This window comes from Pseudomonas rhodesiae, assembly GCF_007858255.1.
Classification (GTDB): Bacteria; Pseudomonadota; Gammaproteobacteria; order Pseudomonadales; family Pseudomonadaceae; genus Aquipseudomonas; species Aquipseudomonas rhodesiae.
The window spans coordinates 63,279-79,525 of the sequence record NZ_VFEU01000008.1 but is presented as its reverse complement, the minus strand read 5'-3'; the positions used below and the strand labels follow the sequence as shown (position 1 = coordinate 79,525).

At 60.9% G+C, this 16,247-nt stretch carries 19 protein-coding genes and 1 pseudogene; 12 read left to right on the top strand and 8 right to left on the bottom strand.

The features are described 5' to 3' along the window. Positions 1-205: 205 nt before the first annotated feature. From hisG to hisC, 3 genes are all read left to right on the top strand, one after another. Positions 206-841 carry an ATP phosphoribosyltransferase gene (gene hisG, locus FIV35_RS14300; RefSeq protein WP_010213102.1) on the top strand — a complete coding sequence of 212 codons (636 nt, stop codon included), beginning with the start codon at positions 206-208 and terminating at the stop codon, positions 839-841. Between the two features lie 126 nt (positions 842-967). Beyond that, the gene (gene hisD, locus FIV35_RS14295) at positions 968-2,284 is read left to right on the top strand and encodes a histidinol dehydrogenase (RefSeq protein ID WP_034136994.1); all 1,317 of its coding nucleotides are present in this window, start codon (positions 968-970) and stop codon (positions 2,282-2,284) included. Positions 2,285-2,287: 3 nt separating this feature from the next. Beyond that, positions 2,288-3,340 (top strand): histidinol-phosphate transaminase, encoded by a 1,053-nt coding sequence (gene hisC / locus FIV35_RS14290; RefSeq protein ID WP_034136995.1) that lies wholly within the window; start codon positions 2,288-2,290, stop codon positions 3,338-3,340. A gap of 63 nt (positions 3,341-3,403) precedes the next feature. Here the strand turns inward: hisC and FIV35_RS14285 are convergent, their stop codons facing one another. Both FIV35_RS14285 and upp read right to left on the bottom strand, forming a co-directional pair. Beyond that, the gene (locus tag FIV35_RS14285; protein WP_034136996.1) at positions 3,404-4,678 is read right to left on the bottom strand and encodes a uracil-xanthine permease family protein; all 1,275 of its coding nucleotides are present in this window, start codon (positions 4,676-4,678) and stop codon (positions 3,404-3,406) included. A 2-nt stretch (positions 4,679-4,680) separates the two neighbouring features. Continuing rightward, complete coding sequence (gene upp / locus FIV35_RS14280; RefSeq protein ID WP_034095929.1) at positions 4,681-5,319, bottom strand: uracil phosphoribosyltransferase; 639 nt, start codon at positions 5,317-5,319, stop codon at positions 4,681-4,683. 163 nt (positions 5,320-5,482) lie between these two features. Here upp and FIV35_RS14275 point away from each other — a divergent pair, with 163 nt between their 5' ends. The 4 genes from FIV35_RS14275 (at position 5,483) to FIV35_RS14260 (ending at position 7,396) form a co-directional block, all read left to right on the top strand. Continuing rightward, positions 5,483-6,040 (top strand): hypoxanthine-guanine phosphoribosyltransferase, encoded by a 558-nt coding sequence (locus FIV35_RS14275; protein ID WP_012722254.1) that lies wholly within the window; start codon positions 5,483-5,485, stop codon positions 6,038-6,040. 3 nt (positions 6,041-6,043) lie between these two features. Then, positions 6,044-6,511: a WbuC family cupin fold metalloprotein gene (locus FIV35_RS14270; protein WP_034095930.1), complete on the top strand. Its 468-nt coding sequence runs from the start codon at positions 6,044-6,046 to the stop codon at positions 6,509-6,511. A gap of 35 nt (positions 6,512-6,546) precedes the next feature. Beyond that, a complete protein-coding gene (locus FIV35_RS14265) occupies positions 6,547-7,032 on the top strand; it encodes a hypothetical protein (protein WP_034136997.1) in 486 nt (161 codons plus the stop codon). Between the two features lie 76 nt (positions 7,033-7,108). Next, entirely contained in the window at positions 7,109-7,396 is a 288-nt protein-coding gene (locus FIV35_RS14260) for a PA4642 family protein (RefSeq protein ID WP_017845962.1), read from the top strand. Positions 7,397-7,463: 67 nt separating this feature from the next. Here FIV35_RS14260 and mqo read toward each other — a convergent pair whose 3' ends face one another. Next, positions 7,464-8,972 (bottom strand): malate dehydrogenase (quinone), encoded by a 1,509-nt coding sequence (gene mqo / locus FIV35_RS14255; protein ID WP_034136998.1) that lies wholly within the window; start codon positions 8,970-8,972, stop codon positions 7,464-7,466. 726 nt (positions 8,973-9,698) lie between these two features. Further along, a complete protein-coding gene (locus FIV35_RS14250) occupies positions 9,699-9,932 on the bottom strand; it encodes a hypothetical protein (protein WP_034095933.1) in 234 nt (77 codons plus the stop codon). A gap of 194 nt (positions 9,933-10,126) precedes the next feature. On the opposite strand from FIV35_RS14250, the gene FIV35_RS14245 reads away from it, so the two are divergent. Beyond that, positions 10,127-10,711, top strand: a complete 585-nt coding sequence (locus FIV35_RS14245; RefSeq protein WP_034111785.1) for a YajG family lipoprotein — start codon at positions 10,127-10,129, stop codon at positions 10,709-10,711. 54 nt (positions 10,712-10,765) lie between these two features. Here FIV35_RS14245 and FIV35_RS14240 read toward each other — a convergent pair whose 3' ends face one another. Next, positions 10,766-10,975, bottom strand: coding sequence for a hypothetical protein (locus FIV35_RS14240; protein ID WP_034136999.1), 210 nt, complete (start codon positions 10,973-10,975; stop codon positions 10,766-10,768). 181 nt (positions 10,976-11,156) lie between these two features. On the opposite strand from FIV35_RS14240, the gene FIV35_RS14235 reads away from it, so the two are divergent. Then, the gene (locus FIV35_RS14235) at positions 11,157-11,414 is read left to right on the top strand and encodes a hypothetical protein (RefSeq protein WP_034137000.1); all 258 of its coding nucleotides are present in this window, start codon (positions 11,157-11,159) and stop codon (positions 11,412-11,414) included. Between the two features lie 53 nt (positions 11,415-11,467). Here FIV35_RS14235 and FIV35_RS14230 read toward each other — a convergent pair whose 3' ends face one another. Beyond that, positions 11,468-12,631, bottom strand: coding sequence for a 1-acyl-sn-glycerol-3-phosphate acyltransferase (locus FIV35_RS14230; RefSeq protein ID WP_173603373.1), 1,164 nt, complete (start codon positions 12,629-12,631; stop codon positions 11,468-11,470). A gap of 133 nt (positions 12,632-12,764) precedes the next feature. Between FIV35_RS14230 and FIV35_RS14225 the strand changes: the two genes are divergently transcribed. Genes FIV35_RS14225 through FIV35_RS14215 form a run of 3 tightly spaced genes read left to right on the top strand, consistent with a single transcriptional unit; the run spans position 12,765 to position 13,876 of the window. Then, the gene (locus FIV35_RS14225; protein WP_034137002.1) at positions 12,765-12,947 is read left to right on the top strand and encodes a CPXCG motif-containing cysteine-rich protein; all 183 of its coding nucleotides are present in this window, start codon (positions 12,765-12,767) and stop codon (positions 12,945-12,947) included. 11 nt (positions 12,948-12,958) lie between these two features. Then, positions 12,959-13,219 carry a putative signal transducing protein gene (locus tag FIV35_RS14220; protein ID WP_034137003.1) on the top strand — a complete coding sequence of 87 codons (261 nt, stop codon included), beginning with the start codon at positions 12,959-12,961 and terminating at the stop codon, positions 13,217-13,219. A gap of 36 nt (positions 13,220-13,255) precedes the next feature. Continuing rightward, the gene (locus FIV35_RS14215; RefSeq protein ID WP_034095940.1) at positions 13,256-13,876 is read left to right on the top strand and encodes an SOS response-associated peptidase; all 621 of its coding nucleotides are present in this window, start codon (positions 13,256-13,258) and stop codon (positions 13,874-13,876) included. Positions 13,877-13,891: 15 nt separating this feature from the next. Here the strand turns inward: FIV35_RS14215 and FIV35_RS30300 are convergent, their stop codons facing one another. Both FIV35_RS30300 and FIV35_RS30295 read right to left on the bottom strand, forming a co-directional pair. Further along, positions 13,892-14,635 (bottom strand): methyl-accepting chemotaxis protein, encoded by a 744-nt coding sequence (locus tag FIV35_RS30300; protein WP_390899604.1) that lies wholly within the window; start codon positions 14,633-14,635, stop codon positions 13,892-13,894. A 114-nt stretch (positions 14,636-14,749) separates the two neighbouring features. After that, positions 14,750-14,950 (bottom strand): annotated as a pseudogene (locus FIV35_RS30295) (HAMP domain-containing protein); the annotation flags it as partial. Positions 14,951-16,247: the final 1,297 nt, after the last annotated feature.

Below are 16,247 nucleotides of genomic sequence, written 5' to 3'. Positions count from 1 at the left end.
CGGGCTTGCCCCGCGCTGGACTGCGCAGCAGTCCCCGCTTTGGGGGCGCTACGCAACCCAGCGCCGGGCATACCCGCTCGCTACAGACGGTGTTAGCTTGCGATATGCTGAGTTTGTTTCAAATCGAGGCTGTCATGGCCTCGATCTGTGTCTGGCGCCGTTTGCGACCGGACAGCAATAGCCTGATGAAGGATTGACGTTTCCCATGTTGACCATCGCACTGTCCAAGGGCCGTATCCTTGACGACACTTTGCCGCTTCTGGCTGAAGCGGGCATCGTGCCGACCGAGAATCCGGACAAGAGCCGCAAGCTGATCATCCCCACGACCCAGGACGACGTTCGTCTGTTGATCGTGCGGGCTACTGACGTGCCGACCTACGTTGAGCATGGCGCGGCCGACCTCGGCGTCGCCGGCAAGGACGTGCTGATGGAATATGGTGGTCAGGGCCTGTATGAGCCGCTGGACCTGCGCATTGCCTTGTGCAAGCTGATGACCGCCGGTCGCGTCGGTGACGTTGAACCCAAGGGCCGGCTGCGCGTGGCCACCAAGTTCGTCAACGTCGCCAAGCGCTACTACGCTGAACAGGGCCGTCAGGTCGACATCATCAAGCTCTACGGCTCGATGGAGCTGGCGCCGCTGATCGGCCTGGCCGACAAGATCATCGACGTGGTCGATACCGGCAATACCCTGCGTGCCAACGGTCTCGAACCACAGGAATTTATCGCTGACATCAGCTCCCGCCTGATCGTCAACAAGGCATCGATGAAGATGCAGCACGCCCGTATCCAGGCGTTGATCGACACCCTGCGCAAGGCAGTGGAGTCTCGACACCGCGGTTGACCCACCCGCGCGGCCTTAGGCTGCGCCCGTCTATCCGCCTCATAGCCAGAATTCTCAGGTGCCCAAGCGGAGCGAACGGTAGTTTAGGGCGCCTGAGTTTTTTGCCAATCCTATGAGGCCCTCGCTATGACCACGTCCACTGCAATTGCCCGACTCAACGCTGCCGATCCGGATTTCGCCCATCATCTGGATCATCTGCTGAGCTGGGAAAGCGTGTCCGACGATTCGGTCAACCAGCGGGTGCTCGACATTATCAAGGCGGTGCGCGAGCGTGGCGACGCGGCATTGGTGGACTTCACCCGACAGTTCGACGGTCTGGACGTCCAGTCCATGTCCGATCTGATCCTGCCTCGCGAACGCCTGGAGCTAGCCCTGACCCGCATCACCGCCCCCCAGCGCGAAGCCTTGGAAGTGGCGGCGGCAAGGGTGCGCAGTTACCACGAAAAACAGAAGCAGGATTCCTGGAGCTACACCGAAGCCAATGGCACGGTGCTGGGCCAGAAGGTCACGCCGCTGGACCGTGCAGGCCTGTACGTGCCGGGCGGCAAAGCGTCGTACCCGTCGTCGGTCCTGATGAATGCGATCCCGGCCAAAGTTGCCGGCGTGGCTGAAGTGGTCATGGTGGTGCCGACCCCGCGCGGTGAAATCAACGAATTGGTGCTGGCCGCCGCGTGCATCGCCGGTGTCGACCGCGTCTTCACCATCGGTGGCGCCCAGGCCGTGGCGGCCCTGGCCTATGGCACCGAGAGCGTGCCAAAGGTCGACAAGGTGGTCGGCCCCGGCAATATCTACGTGGCTACTGCCAAGCGCCACGTCTTTGGCCAGGTCGGTATCGACATGATCGCCGGCCCGTCGGAGATCCTGGTGGTGTGCGACGGCCAGACCGATCCGGACTGGATCGCCATGGATTTGTTCTCCCAAGCCGAGCATGACGAAGACGCTCAGGCGATCCTGGTCAGCCCGGATGCCGAGTTCCTCGATAAGGTCGCGGCCAGCATCGATAAGCTGCTGCCGACCATGGAGCGCGCCGAGATCATCGAGAAGTCGATCAATGGCCGCGGTGCGTTGATCCTGGTGCGTGATATGGAGCAAGCCATCGAAGTGGCCAACCGCATCGCGCCCGAGCACTTGGAGCTGTCCGTGGCTGACCCACAGGCCTGGCTGCCGTCGATTCGCCACGCCGGTGCGATCTTCATGGGGCGCCACACCAGCGAAGCCCTGGGCGACTACTGCGCCGGCCCCAACCACGTACTGCCCACCTCCGGCACCGCGCGCTTCTCGTCGCCGCTGGGGGTGTATGACTTCCAGAAACGTTCTTCGATCATCTTCTGCTCGCCACAGGGCGCGTCCGAGCTGGGCAAGACCGCTTCGGTGCTGGCCCGTGGTGAATCGCTGAGCGCCCACGCGCGCAGCGCCGAATATCGCATCGCCAAGGGAGAGTAAGACATGAGCAAATTCTGGAGCCCTTTCGTCAAGAACCTCGTGCCTTACGTGCCCGGCGAGCAGCCGAAAATGACCAAACTGGTCAAACTCAACACCAACGAGAATCCCTACGGTCCATCGCCCAAGGCATTGGCTGCGATGCAAGCCGAGTTGAACGACAACTTGCGCCTGTATCCGGACCCCAACAGCGACCTGCTCAAGCAGGCGGTGGCCACGTATTACGGGATCGACGCCAGCAAAGTATTCCTCGGCAACGGTTCCGACGAGGTGCTGGCGCACATTTTCCACGGCCTGTTCCAGCACGAGCTGCCGCTGCTGTTTCCGGATATCAGCTACAGCTTCTACCCGGTCTACTGCGGCCTCTACGGCATCCAGTCGGCGCCGGTGCCATTGGACGAGCAGTTCCAGATCCGCGTGGAAGACTACGCCAAGCCTAACGGCGGGATCATTTTTCCCAACCCTAACGCGCCAACCGGCTGCGTCCTGGCGCTGGACGCCGTGGAACAGATACTCAAGGCCAGCCCGGATTCGGTGGTGGTGGTCGATGAAGCCTATATCGACTTCGGCGGCGAAACCGCCATCAGCCTGGTGGACCGCTACCCGAACCTGCTGGTGACCCAGACCCTGTCCAAATCGCGCTCACTGGCCGGTTTGCGCGTGGGCCTGGCGGTGGGCCACCCGGACTTGATCGAGGCGCTGGAGCGGGTCAAGAACAGCTTCAACTCCTACCCCCTGGATCGCCTGGCGATTGTCGGCGCGGCGGCCGCATTCGAGGACCGTGAATACTTCGAGAAGACCTGCCGACAGGTGATCGACAGCCGCAACCAGTTGGTCGCGCAGTTGGAAGATAAGGGTTTTGAGGTGTTGCCGTCGGCGGCCAACTTTATCTTTGCCCGCCACCCACGGCACGACGCGGCTGGTCTGGCGGCGAAGTTGCGCGAGCAAGGCGTGATCGTGCGGCACTTCAAGCAGGAGCGGATTGCCCAGTTCCTGCGGATCAGCATTGGTACGCCGGAGCAGAATCAGGCGTTGATCGATGGCTTGGGTGACCTCTAAAACTCAGTGAAATCAAATGTGGGAGGGGGCAATCCCCTCCCACATTGGTTGGTGCTTTGGCAGTCAGATCAATGGCTCATCTGGCTTCTTGTTCTTCCAGCTATCATTGCCCGGCAGCAGCAGGTTCAACCCGATCGCTACCACGGCGCACAGGGCGATGCCCTTGAGACCGAAATCATCCGGGCCGGTGCCGGTTCCCACCAGCACGCCGCCAATGCCGAACACCAAGGTCACCGACACAATCACCAGATTGCGCGCTTCGCCCAGGTCGATCTTATGGCGAATCAACGTGTTCATCCCCACAGCAGCAATCGAACCGAACAACAGGCATAGAATTCCGCCCATCACCGGCACTGGAATGCTTTGCAGCAGCGCGCCGAATTTGCCGATAAACGCCAGGCTGATGGCAAAGATAGCCGCCCAGGTCATGATTTTCGGGTTGTAGTTCTTGGTCAGCATCACCGCACCGGTCACTTCGGCGTAAGTGGTGTTCGGCGGGCCGCCAAACAGGCCGGCGGCCGTGGTAGCGATGCCGTCACCCAGCAAGGTGCGATGCAGGCCAGGTTTTTTCAGATAGTCGCGCCCGGTCACGCTGCCCACCGCAATCACACCACCGATGTGTTCGATCGCCGGGGCCAGGGCCACCGGGACGATAAACAGGATCGCCTGCCAGTTGAATTCCGGCGCGGTGAAGTGGGGCAGGGCGAACCACGGAGCGGCCGCGATCCTGGCCGTGTCGACCACTCCAAAGTAGAACGACATGGCAAAGCCCACCAGCACGCCGGAGATAATCGGCACCAGGCGGAAAATGCCTTTGCCGAATACCGCCACGATCAGCGTGGTCAGCAGCGCCGGCATCGAGATCATCATCGCCGTCTGGTAATGAATCAGCTCGGCACCGTCGCCGGACTTGCCCATGGCCATGTTCGCGGCAATCGGCGCCATGGCCAGGCCGATGGAAATGATCACCGGGCCTATCACCACCGGCGGCAGCAAGCGGTCGATAAAACCGGTGCCCTTGATCTTCACCGCCAGGCCCAGGAACGTATAAACGAAACCGGCCGCCATCACGCCGCCCATGGTCGCCGCGAGGCCGAACTGGCCCTTGGCGAGGATGATCGGGGTGATGAAGGCGAAGCTCGAAGCCAGGAATACCGGCACCTGACGCCCGGTCACCACTTGGAACAGCAAGGTGCCTAGACCTGCGGTGAACAGCGCAACGTTTGGATCAAGACCTGTGATCAGCGGCATCAACACCAGCGCGCCAAATGCCACGAAGAGCATTTGTGCGCCAGACAGGATCTGGCGCCAAAGCGGGTCGTTGAATTCATCCTGCATGCTCACGCGTCCTTCTGCTTGGTGCCGAAGATCTTGTCACCGGCATCGCCCAGGCCTGGGATGATGTAGCCGTGTTCGTTCAAGCGTTCATCGATGGAGGCGGTGTAGATCTGCACGTCCGGGTGGGCGCTCTCGACGGCGGCGATGCCCTCCGGCGCGGCTACCAGCACCATGGCGCGGATGTCCTTGCAACCGGCCTTCTTCAGCAGGTCGATGGTGGCGACCATGGAGCTGCCGGTGGCGAGCATCGGGTCGATAATCATTGCCAGGCGCTCGTCGATTTCCGGAACGAGTTTTTCCAGGTAAGTGTGGGCTTGCAGTGTCTCTTCATTACGGGCCACGCCCACGGCGCTGACCTTGGCGCCCGGGATCAGGCTGAGTACGCCTTCGAGCATGCCAATGCCGGCGCGCAGGATCGGCACCACGGTGATTTTCTTACCGGCGATTTTCTCGACCTGGACAGGACCGGCCCAACCGGGAATCTCATAATTCTCCAGGGGTAAATCCTTGGTGGCTTCGTAAGTGAGCAGCGCTCCGACTTCCTGAGCAAGCTCACGGAAGTTCTTCGTGCTGATGTCGGCGCGGCGCATAAGGCCGAGTTTGTGTCGGATCAGCGGGTGGCGGATCTCGCGAGTGGGCATGGGAAAGGCTCCGGCGGCGGGCAAAAAAACCGGCCTAGATTAATCTATCCGAGGGTGTTGTCCTATAGACATGTAGCACGTTAGTCCATAAAGGCTTGCCCGGAGCGCATGAGAAGCGTACCTTCGCCCGCTTTTCTTGCCACAGCACCCCTTGGAGAGCGCCATGTCCGCTGATCTCGAGCATATCCGTCAAATCATGCGCGAGGCTGACTGCCTGTACACCGAAGCGCAAGTCGAAGAAGCGATCGCCAAGGTCGGCGCCCACATCACTCGCGAAATGGCCGATACCAACCCGGTGGTGTTCTGTGTGATGAACGGTGGTCTGATCTTCGCCGGCAAATTATTGACTCACCTGCAATTCCCGCTGGAAGCGTCTTACCTGCACGCCACCCGCTATCGCAATGAAACCAGCGGCGGCGACCTGTTCTGGAAGGCCAAGCCGGAAGTCTCGTTTATTGACCGTGACGTGCTGATCATCGACGACATCCTCGATGAAGGTCACACCCTGGGCGCAATCATCGACTTCTGCAAACACGCCGGCGCACGCAAAGTGCACACTGCCGTGCTGATCGACAAAGACCACGACCGCAAGGCCCGCCCTGAGCTGAAAGCCGATTTCGTCGGTCTGCCGTGCATCGACCGTTACATCTTCGGTTACGGCATGGATTACAAGGGTTACTGGCGCAACGCCAATGGCATCTATGCCGTCAAAGGGATGTGATACGTGGCGCGCTTTCTGGATCAGACACTGTTTACCGAGCTGGCCGAGAAAGCGAACGCCAGCACCCGTGGGCGGCATCATCACAATTTCCATGAGATGGACGAGCCGTGTCATCGCATGGCAGTGGGCCTGCAACCGAGCACCTACGTGCCCCCTCATCGCCACCTCAGTGCGGACAAGGCCGAAACCTTGCTCGTGCTCAAGGGCCGTCTGGGCCTGCTGGTGTTTAATGACCGCGGCGAGGTAATCGCCAAGCGCGTGATGCAGGCTGGCGGCGAGTGCGCCGGCGTCGATCTGCCGCCGGGCGTGTTCCATGGCCTGGTGGTGCTGCAGCCCGATACGGTGATGTTCGAATGCAAGGCAGGGCCTTATCGGCCGGTTGGCGAGGGCGAACTGGCCGAGTGGGCACCGCGCGAAGGCGACGCCGGCGTGGCGGCGTATCAACGTTGGATGCTTGCGCAGTTCGATTGAGCTACAGTGCTGGGCCCCTTGCCGTGGAGTGGCTCATGAGCCGGTTGATACGCAGTTGCGCCATGCTGGCGTTGTCCTTCAGTTTGCCCTTGGCCGCAGCGCCCGCGCCGATGCACGGCCAATTCCTGCCGCCGGATGACCTTGCCCTGCGTGCCGAAGCTCCTGATCAGCAGCAATTGCTGCAGGTCACCGAGTACGCGGTGGTGGTGGGCAATCAGCGTCAGTCCAATCAACAGCCGATCCCGGTTACGTCACCGCTGATGATCCGCCTCAAGGGCAAGCCCCTGAACAAAGGCGCGACCATCGCCCAAGTGATGCTCAACTTCGATGCCGAAAGCAAAAGCCTGAAAAAGCCGGTATTCGACGAGAAAACCCGCACGCTGACCTTGTCGTACCCGGTGGCTCAATACCGTGTAATCGTCGATCTGCTGCGCAATGACACTTTGTATGTGCAGTTCCTCAGTTATGCCAACGGTCATATCTGGGCGGATTTGCATACCGGCACGGTCAAGTCCAGATAGGCCGGCGCCTACACAAGCCCGTGCCCCGCAGGTAGACTTCAAGCCCCGTGTAAATGTCTGCAGGCTGGAGTCGGTAATGCGTAAAGATAAGAAACAGGTGATTGGCGACGAGATCGGCGACGATCAGATCAAGTTGTTCCTGGACTTCGAGCCAGTCGACGCGACTTCACCGTCCCTGCACAAACTGATCAAGGCTTACCGTGGCCTGCGCATCGACGACTTCGAGCGCTTCCTGGGCTTTTTCAAGGCCGCCGGCTTGGACCTGGATGGCAAGGATGAGCACGGCCAGACCTTCGTCGACCTGATCAAAGACCAGCGTAACGCCGCCGAATACATCGAGCTGATCGACAACGCTCGCGGCTGATTATTCCAGGCAAAAAAACGCCCCGTTCTCCTCGTGAGAGCGGGGCGTTTTTTATTGCAGCAAGGCCTTAGGCGAAGCTCTCGGCCTCGTTGTTCTGCTCAACCAATTGCAGGCTGATGTTGTTCTGGGCGTTGATCTTGCGATACAGCTCGGCATCGGTCTCCAGCACTTTTTCCCGCGCCGGGAAGATTTCATGCAGCTTGGCCGCCCACTCCCCACTGGCCTTGTCCGGGAAGCAGCGCTCGATCAGTTCCAACATGATCGAGACGGTCACCGAAGCGCCTGGCGAGGCGCCCAGCAGGGCCGCCAGCGACCCGTCCTTGGCTGCGACCAGCTCGGTACCGAATTGCAGCACGCCGCCTTTCTTCGGGTCTTTCTTGATGATCTGCACCCGCTGACCGGCCACTTCCAGGCGCCAGTCCTCGGCTTTCGCTTCCGGGTAGAAGCGGCGCAGGGATTCCAGGCGCTGTTCCATGGACTGCATCACTTCGCTGACCAGGTACTTGGTCAGGTCCATGTTGTCGCGAGCCACGGCAAGCATCGGGCCGATGTTGCCGGCGCGAACCGACAGCGGCAGGTCGAGGAACGAACCGTGCTTGAGGAACTTGGTGGTGAAGCCGGCATAAGGCCCGAACAGCAGAGATTTCTTGCCATCCACCACGCGGGTATCCAGGTGCGGCACCGACATTGGCGGCGAACCCACGGCGGCCTGGCTGTAGACCTTGGCCTGGTGATGCTTGACCACTTCAGGGTTATCGCAGCGCAGCCACTGGCCACTGACCGGGAAACCGCCGAAACCTTTGCTTTCTTCGATGCCCGAGGCTTGCAACAGCGGCAGGGCCGCGCCGCCGGCACCAAGGAACACGAACTTGGCATCCACTTCACGGCTGTTGCCGCTGTTGACGTCCTTGATGCTCACGGTCCAGCCAGCGCCGTTGCGCTTGAGGCCGGTGACGCGCTTGCAATACTTGACCTGGGCGTCGGCCGAGCTGGTCAGGTGGTTGAGCAGTTGATTGGTCAGGGCGCCAAAGTTGACGTCGGTGCCGTTCATGACGCGTGTGGCGGCGATTTTTTCGTCGAGCGGGCGGCCCGGCATCATCAGCGGCATCCATTCGGCCATTTCGCTGCGGTCTTCGGTGTAGTGCATGTCCGAAAACGCGTGGTGCTGGCTCAGGGTCTCAAAGCGCTTCTTGAGGAACTCCACGCCTTTGTCGCCTTGCACGAAGCTCAGGTGCGGTACAGGGCTGATGAAGGATCTGGACGAGCCAAAGGTGCCCTTTTTGGTCAAGTACGCCCAGAACTGCTTCGACACCTCAAACTGGGTGTTGATGTGCACGGCTTTCTTGATGTCGATGGAGCCATCGGCGGCCTGAGGTGTGTAATTCAGCTCACACAGGCCGGCGTGACCGGTACCGGCGTTGTTCCATGGGTTGGAACTTTCCGCGGCACCCGAGTCCATCAGCTCAACGACTTCCAGCTTGAGGCCGGGGTCGAGCTCTTTGAGTAGTACGGCCAGGGTGGCACTCATGATGCCGGCCCCTACCAGTACTACATCGACTGCTTCGTTATGCGCCATTTAACGCGTCTCCAAAATCTGCAGCACCAAATTGACGGCATGGCTGCCAGGAGTGACGGGGCGGTTCACGTATTGCCCCAGGTTACCCATGGCCAGGATCGCCATGTCCGTTTCGCAATTCTTTGCAACTCAGCACACGCTTGCTGCCTGGCCTGATCTGCCTATGAACGCATTCATGGGCGGCTGTGGCAATTCGACTTATGGTCAAAGCGTGCGATGCGTGCAATCAATCCGTAGCGGACAGGCTCAAGCTCCAGTGGTTGATGGGTGCTCGGTCCTGTGCGGTTGGGCTGTTCCAGACGCTGATGGTGCTTGTACAAACGCCAAACTATTCATTTGCTCGCCACACTCTTGTGAAGTTGTGAAAACCCGTTTTTTCACGCTCTTTTGAAGACGTGAACCTCAAAAAAGGGCTGCCCCAGCCTGGCACCTGGCCCGTAAACCTCTGCCGATAGGCAGCAAAACGGGCAAACAACTCAAGTGGCCGAGCGCAATGGCAGCTCTGGCAGATTCGGTAAAGGCGGGTGGTTTGCAAAGGAACAGCAAGCGCGCCGGCTTCACTCGATCTGTGTGGGCGGCTCTCTGTGGGCGATTCTTGGGGGTTAATACCGAGGCATTAACGATGCTGCGAGGCCCGATCAGGAGACGTCCTTATAATCGGGGGGAGATTGTAGCGAAGAACGTCAGGGAAATGGGCGTGTTTTATGACTTTTATTAGGCGTTTGGTCAGGCGGCCAACACTGGGTGGCGCGATGACCGTGTCGCGCGTGGGCTGACACGGGCCCGGGCCGGCAGCGGGCGATGCATCCAGCTCAGGCGGATTTCTTCGATTTCCACCCAGCCTTGGCCCACCGGCGGCTGGCTGCATTCTTTGAAGGCTTGGCAGCGGCCCTGGGAATCGAGCAAGGCAAACTGACGAAGCGCGGGCTTGCGAGTAAACAACGACCAGAGATATTGCATGGCGATCAACCTCCTGTGAATGAGGCCAAGCATGCCGATGCGGGATGACGCGGCGATGTATCGGCTGTGACACATCGGTGACAGCGAACCGCGCACAGTGCCGTGAGTCATAGGTTGTAACTGATGCTGGTTCCCTGGGATGACGCCCCGTTATACTGCCGGCCTGTCGGTACCTGATTTCTGGAGAGAAGCGCATGTTGCAACGCCTGTTGTTCGGTTTGATCACTGTGACCACGTTGTCCCTGGTTGGCTGCGCCAACAGCCCGCAACAACTCAGCCCGCAACCGAAACTCACCACGCAGTTGGCCCCGGTGGGTCATGGTCAGCCGGTGTCGGTGCGGGTGGTGGATGGCCGTCCGTCGCCGACGTTGGGTTCCCGTGGGGGCCTGTATCCGGAGACTGCGCTGATTTCGGTCAACGCCCAGGATGTGCTGCCCAAGCTGCAGGCCCAAGCCGAGGCGGCCGTGCGTCTGCTGGGCTTTACCCCCTCCAACTCGCCGGGCGTGCCGCAGTTGACGGTCACCCTGGCTGAGCTGAAATACCAGTCGCCCAAGGAAGGTTTGTATGTGACCGAGGCGTCCATCGGCGCGACCTTCAAGTCCGACGTCAACGCCGGCACCCGTCGCTACAGCGGCCGCTACGCCGCATCCCTGAACCAGCGCTTTGGCATGTCGCCGAACCAGGAGACCAACACCAAGCTGGTCAGCGACGTCCTGAGCGATGCCTTGACCCGTCTGTTCAAGGACCCGAGCATCGGCCAGTTGCTCAGCTCGCAATAAGCGCACCACAAAAAACCGGGCTCGCTAGGGCCCGGTTTTTTTACGTCTCCGGTTTCATGCCGCCGTATCGATACAGAAGTCCAGCAGGCTGATCCCGGTCAGCAGATCGGTTTCCGGCAAGTCCGCATGGGGATGCCCGCCCAGGGCGCAGTACACCAGCCAATGGCGGTCTTGAACGTTGAACGCCAAGCCGTCGATCAGCGCCTCCTGTTCATCGCTTTGAGCGATCAGATACAGCCGATCCTGGTTTTGTGCATGCAGCATGACAAGCTCCCGAACGTCCGAAGGGCCACAGAGTGGACTGTTAAGGTGACGTTCAGGTGACGCCGTAAATTACTGGATAGATTAGCCGTCCATGGGGTGGGACCGTTCACGCGCGGCAGGGGAGGTGCGCGTGCGGTTGTATCCAAACTGTTACCCAGGCACCGTTTTACCGAGGTTTGCGATGGCACTGCCCGCACTATTGATTAACACTGTCGCGCTGGCAATTGCCTGCCCAGGCGCCGCGCTGCTGTATGTCACCCGCCTGCGCGAGCAGCGCGCCTTGACCAAGCTCGCCGCCCAAAGCGAAGAACGCGCAATCGATCAGCCGATGCTGTTTCTGGATGTACGCCTTGTACGGGCGCATCGTGTGGCTTATCGCATCGGGTTCGCCTGTTTGGGGCTGGCACTGCTGACCTCGTGGGTCAGCACTCACCTTTAAAACACCGCAAAGCAAGCGTGGGAGGTGCAGGCCGCCCATTTTTTGCCCGATGTTTACAGCGGGATTCCAGCCTTGACCCGATACTGATTGCGCACCGGCGTTGCATATTGCACCACCAGGAATGGCCGGTGTTCCGCCGGGCATTCGCTTAAGCGCCGCTCCCACTCGGCCTTCGCCTTGGCCAACTCATCGGCGGGGAACAGCTCCTCGGCCTTGGGCACCTGCAATTGCGGGTCGGCGTCACTCCATTGGGCATAAGCCAGGTAGTGCACCGGAAACAAACGGTAGCCGCCGAGAATCTGCCGGTCCATTTCCACCGCCAGCACCTTGGTGTCTTCGAAGCGCTCGGTAATCGGCGGGGCGAAGTTGATATGCACCCGGCCCTTGTAGCCGGTGATGCCCAGGGCAATGCTCACGTCGTCCTCGCCCGGTGCCTTGGTGTAGGTGCCGGTGGTGGCGCGGATATACAGTTCGCGCGCTTTGGCCGCATCGCAGGGGTCGTATTCGTAGCTGATGGACACCGGCGTCAGGTTTAGCGACTGGATCACTTCGGCGAACGGTTCGTCCTTGCGGCTGACGTGGAACATCTTGAGGATCGCCGATTCGGTGCGATCGTCGCCGTCCTTGGCGCGGCCTTCGGCCTGGGCGATCCAGATCGATTGGCCGTCATTGAGGATCGAATGGTTGATGTAGGCCGACAGCAGGTTGAACGCCGCCATCTTTTCCTTCCGCCCGGTGATCGAGCGGTGCACGATGAAGCTCTTGTTCAGGCGCATCAGATCGCTGACGAACGGCTTTTGCAGCAGGTTGTCGCCGATGGCGATGCGCGGCGTCGGCAGGCCGGCGTGGTACACGGCGTAGTTGACGAAGGCCGGGTCCATCACGATATCGCGATGGTTGGCCAGAAACAGGTAGGCGGTGCCCGATTTGAGCTGCTCGACCCCGGTGTAGGTGACGCCGTCGGTCGCCCGGTCGATGGTGTGGTCGACGTAATACTCGACTTTGTCCTGCAGCGTCGCCACGGTGGTGACGCCGGCGAATTCGCGGCGCAATTTGCGGGCGATCATCGGCTTGAGCAGCCAGCCAAGGGTGCCGGCGAAGCGGGGGAAGCGGAAGTGGGTCAGGATGTCCAGAAAGGCCTTGTCACTGAACAGCCGCGCCAGCACCGCCGGGACTTCGCTGTCGTTGTAAGGTCGGATGGTATCGAATTCGCCCATCATGCTCTCTTGTTAGAAACGGCTAGGGTAAGTAGAAGAAATACCAGGGTACGGCCCGAGTCATTGGCTCAGCCGGGGTATAACCCTGTAAATAGACCGGCGATTATACGCACAAGTCACCTGGGAGACTGCGATGCTGGAAACTGCGCTGTACGATTGTCCTTATTGTGGCGAGTCGGTTGAAACATCGGTGGATTTGTCTGGTGGCGATCAGATTTACATTGAAGACTGCCAGGTGTGTTGCAGACCGATCATTTTCAATCTGCAGGTGCATGGCGACGAGTGGATGCTCGACACCCGCAGCGAGAACGAATAACAGGTACGCCTATGCAGCGAGTCTACGAACCGGAAAACCTGATGGAAGGCGAGCTGCTGCAGCAGATGCTCGCCAGCGAGGGTATCGAGGCGCACTTGGTGGGCCGCCATTTGCTCGGCGGCACCGGCGAATTGCCGATCTTCGGCCTGCTTGGCCTGGAAGTGGACAACGACCGCGCACTCGACGCCCGCGAGCTGATCACTGCCTATGTCGGCGCGCAACCGCTGCCCGGCGATGAACCCGACAGCTTCCCCGACGTGCTGGTCTGTTAGGCTGTCGGCCGGTTTATCCAAGAGTCGTGTTGCCCCATGTGTGGACGTTATGCCCTGTTTCGCTGGAACCCCACCTTCGCTGCCTTGCCGGGCTTTCCGGCCGATCAGCAGGCGCAGTGGAACATTTCGCCGAACGATTCGGTGCTGATCCAGCGCCTGGAAGGCGAGCAGCTCACCCTGGCCCGCGCTCGCTGGGGGCTGACGCCGCCCTGGCTCACCGACCTGTCCCGCACCCCGGCCCATGCCCGCGCCGAAACCCTGGCCGAGCAACCGATGTTTCGCGAAGCGTTTCGCCAGCGCCGCTGCCTTTTGCCAGCCAACGGTTTCTACGAATGGCGCGGAACCCAGCGCAAACGCCCGTACTGGCTGACGCCGGGGGAGGGCTCCTCGTTGTTTTTTGCCGCAATCTGGGAAGCCTACCCCGTGCAGGAACAGGTGTGGCTGAGCACGGCGGTGGTGACGCAGGCCGCACAAAGTCAGCGCCGGCCGTTGATCCTGGATGCAGCAGGGCAAGCGGCCTGGCTCAACCCCGACACACCGCTGCCGGCGTTGCAGGCATTGCTGGCCAGTGAACCGAGCGCGTTGCGCGAGCGGGTCCTGGCCAACCTGGTCAACGATCCCAAGCTCAATGGGCCGGAGTGCCTGACCCCGGCGTGAGCCTGTCGGCGCGCCCTACACCTTGAACTGATTGATCAGCCGCCGCTGCTGCTCCGCCAGCTTGGTCAAGTCCGCACTGGCCGCGCTGGACTCGTCGGCGCCGCCCGCCACTTCATTGGCCACCTGGCCGATATTAATCACGTTGCGATTGATGTCCTCGGCCACTGCGCTCTGCTCCTCGGCCGCACTGGCAATCTGAGTGTTCATGTCGTTTATCACCGACACTGCCTGAGTAATAGTCTCCAGCGCTTCAGCCGCCTTGGCCGCGTGTTGTACGCTTTCGTCGGTGCGGTTCTGACTGTCTTCCATCACTCGTACCACGTCCCGTGTGCCTTGTTGCAACTGCTGGATCATGGCCTGGATTTCTTCGGTGGCCTGCTGGGTTTTTTGCGCCAGGTTGCGCACTTCGTCGGCGACCACGGCAAACCCGCGACCTTGTTCGCCGGCGCGCGCGGCTTCGATGGCAGCGTTCAGCGCCAGCAGGTTGGTCTGTTCGGCAATCCCGCGAATGGCAGTCAGGATCGCGTTGATGTTTTCACTGTCCTTGGCCAGCGTTTGCACCACCGCCACCGCTTTGCCGATTTCCTCGGCCAGCACACCGATGGAGGCCGAGGTGTCGCGCACAATGCGCATGCCCTGACTCGCGGCCTGATCGGCGTGGCTGGCGGCTTGCGCGGCCTGGGTGGCATTGCGCGCCACGTCCTGGGCGGTGGCGGTCATCTCATGCACGGCAGTGGCGACCTGGTCGATTTCCACCATCTGCTTATGCACGCCCTGGTTGGTGCGGATCGCAATATCGGCGGTGTGCTCCGACGAATCGCTGACCTTCTGCACCGAGCTCACCACCTGGGTAATCATGGCCTGCAATTTGATCAGAAAGGTGTTGAACCCGCTGGCAATTGCGCCCAACTCGTCGGCGCGGTCGCTGGTCAGGCGGCGTGTCAGGTCGCCTTCGCCTTGGGCGATGTCATTGAGCATGGCCACCATCTGTTTGAGCGGGCGTGCAATCCCATGCCCAACCAGCCAGATCACCAGCAGGCCGAGCCCGGCCACCACCAGGCCGGCGATCGCCATGCCGACGGTATCGGTTTTGCGCTGGGCTTGCAGGTCGCTTTGCAGTTTCTGCGAGTCGGCCATCACCGCCGCCAATGGCAATTGCATCATCAAGGTCCAGCGTGCGTCGGTCTGGCCGATGCCGAAGGGCAGGAACAACTCGATATGGCCGTGCTCGCGGTCGATGTCGTAGCGCACTTCGCCGGGTTTGAGCTGGTTGAGGTTGGCCAGTTCGCTGGCGTCGAGCAGGTCGCTGGCCTTTTCGCCGAGCTTGCTGGCGTCCTTGGTGTAGGCCACCAAGCGGCCGTTGCTGGAGATCAGCGCCAGTTCGCCGGCGCCGTTATAGAGCTTCTGGTCGGCACTGGTGAGCATGTCCTGAATGAAGTTCACCGACAGATCGGCCCCCACAATGCCCTGGAACTTGCCATCGACCATGATCGGTTCGATAAACGAGGCCAGCATCACCATCACGTCGCCGACTTTATACGGGGCGGGGTCGATGGCGCAGGGCTTCTGGTTTTCCTTGGAGCACAGGTAGTACTCGCTGGCGCGCACGCCGGTGGAGAGCATTTTCTGGTCGGCCACGTCGGCGAGCTTATCCAGGCCCAGGCTGCCGTCCGCGTTGCGATACCACCACGGGATAAAGCGGCCGTCGGCGCCCATGCCGACGATGGGGCTGTTCACGTAGGCGGCGTCGTTATGATCGATTGCGTTAGGTTCCCAGCCGATGTAGGCGCCGAGGATTTTTGGGTTGCGCACCACACTTTCACGCAGCAGGTTGATCAATTGCTCACGGCCGATCTGCAGCGCGGGCTCGCCCTTGGCGTCCTTCATCGCAATCAGGGCGTTGGCGGTGGCCAAACCTTTGGCGGTCACCAGTGGCGCCTCCAGCTCACGCTGGATCTGGGTGGCCTGGGTTTGCGCCAGGGACGTCAGGCGCTGCTCGATGATCTGCTCGAACTGCGCCTGAGTGCGTTGCTGGACCATCTCTTGGGTGCGCGCGCCGGCGAACAACGCGTAGAGCACCAGCACCGCGACCACGGTCAGCGCAATGGCCCCGGCCAATGCGGCGACCGAAAACTGAATCGACTTGAATTTCATGAGCACTCCACGCGCAGAAGAGATGGGCTGCCCGTTGTATCGGCCTGGGGCGTGCAGGTCATGAGCGGTGGGCGATCAAAAGCCGGCCGTTTGTCGCAAACGGGACAGCCGCCGCCGCAGCGGGAGGTGTGAGATGTATCCGAAATTCAGCGGTTACACGTCTGGTGTATCTGGCGTCGATACAGTTGAACGCCTACGATACGCGCCATGTTTTCAG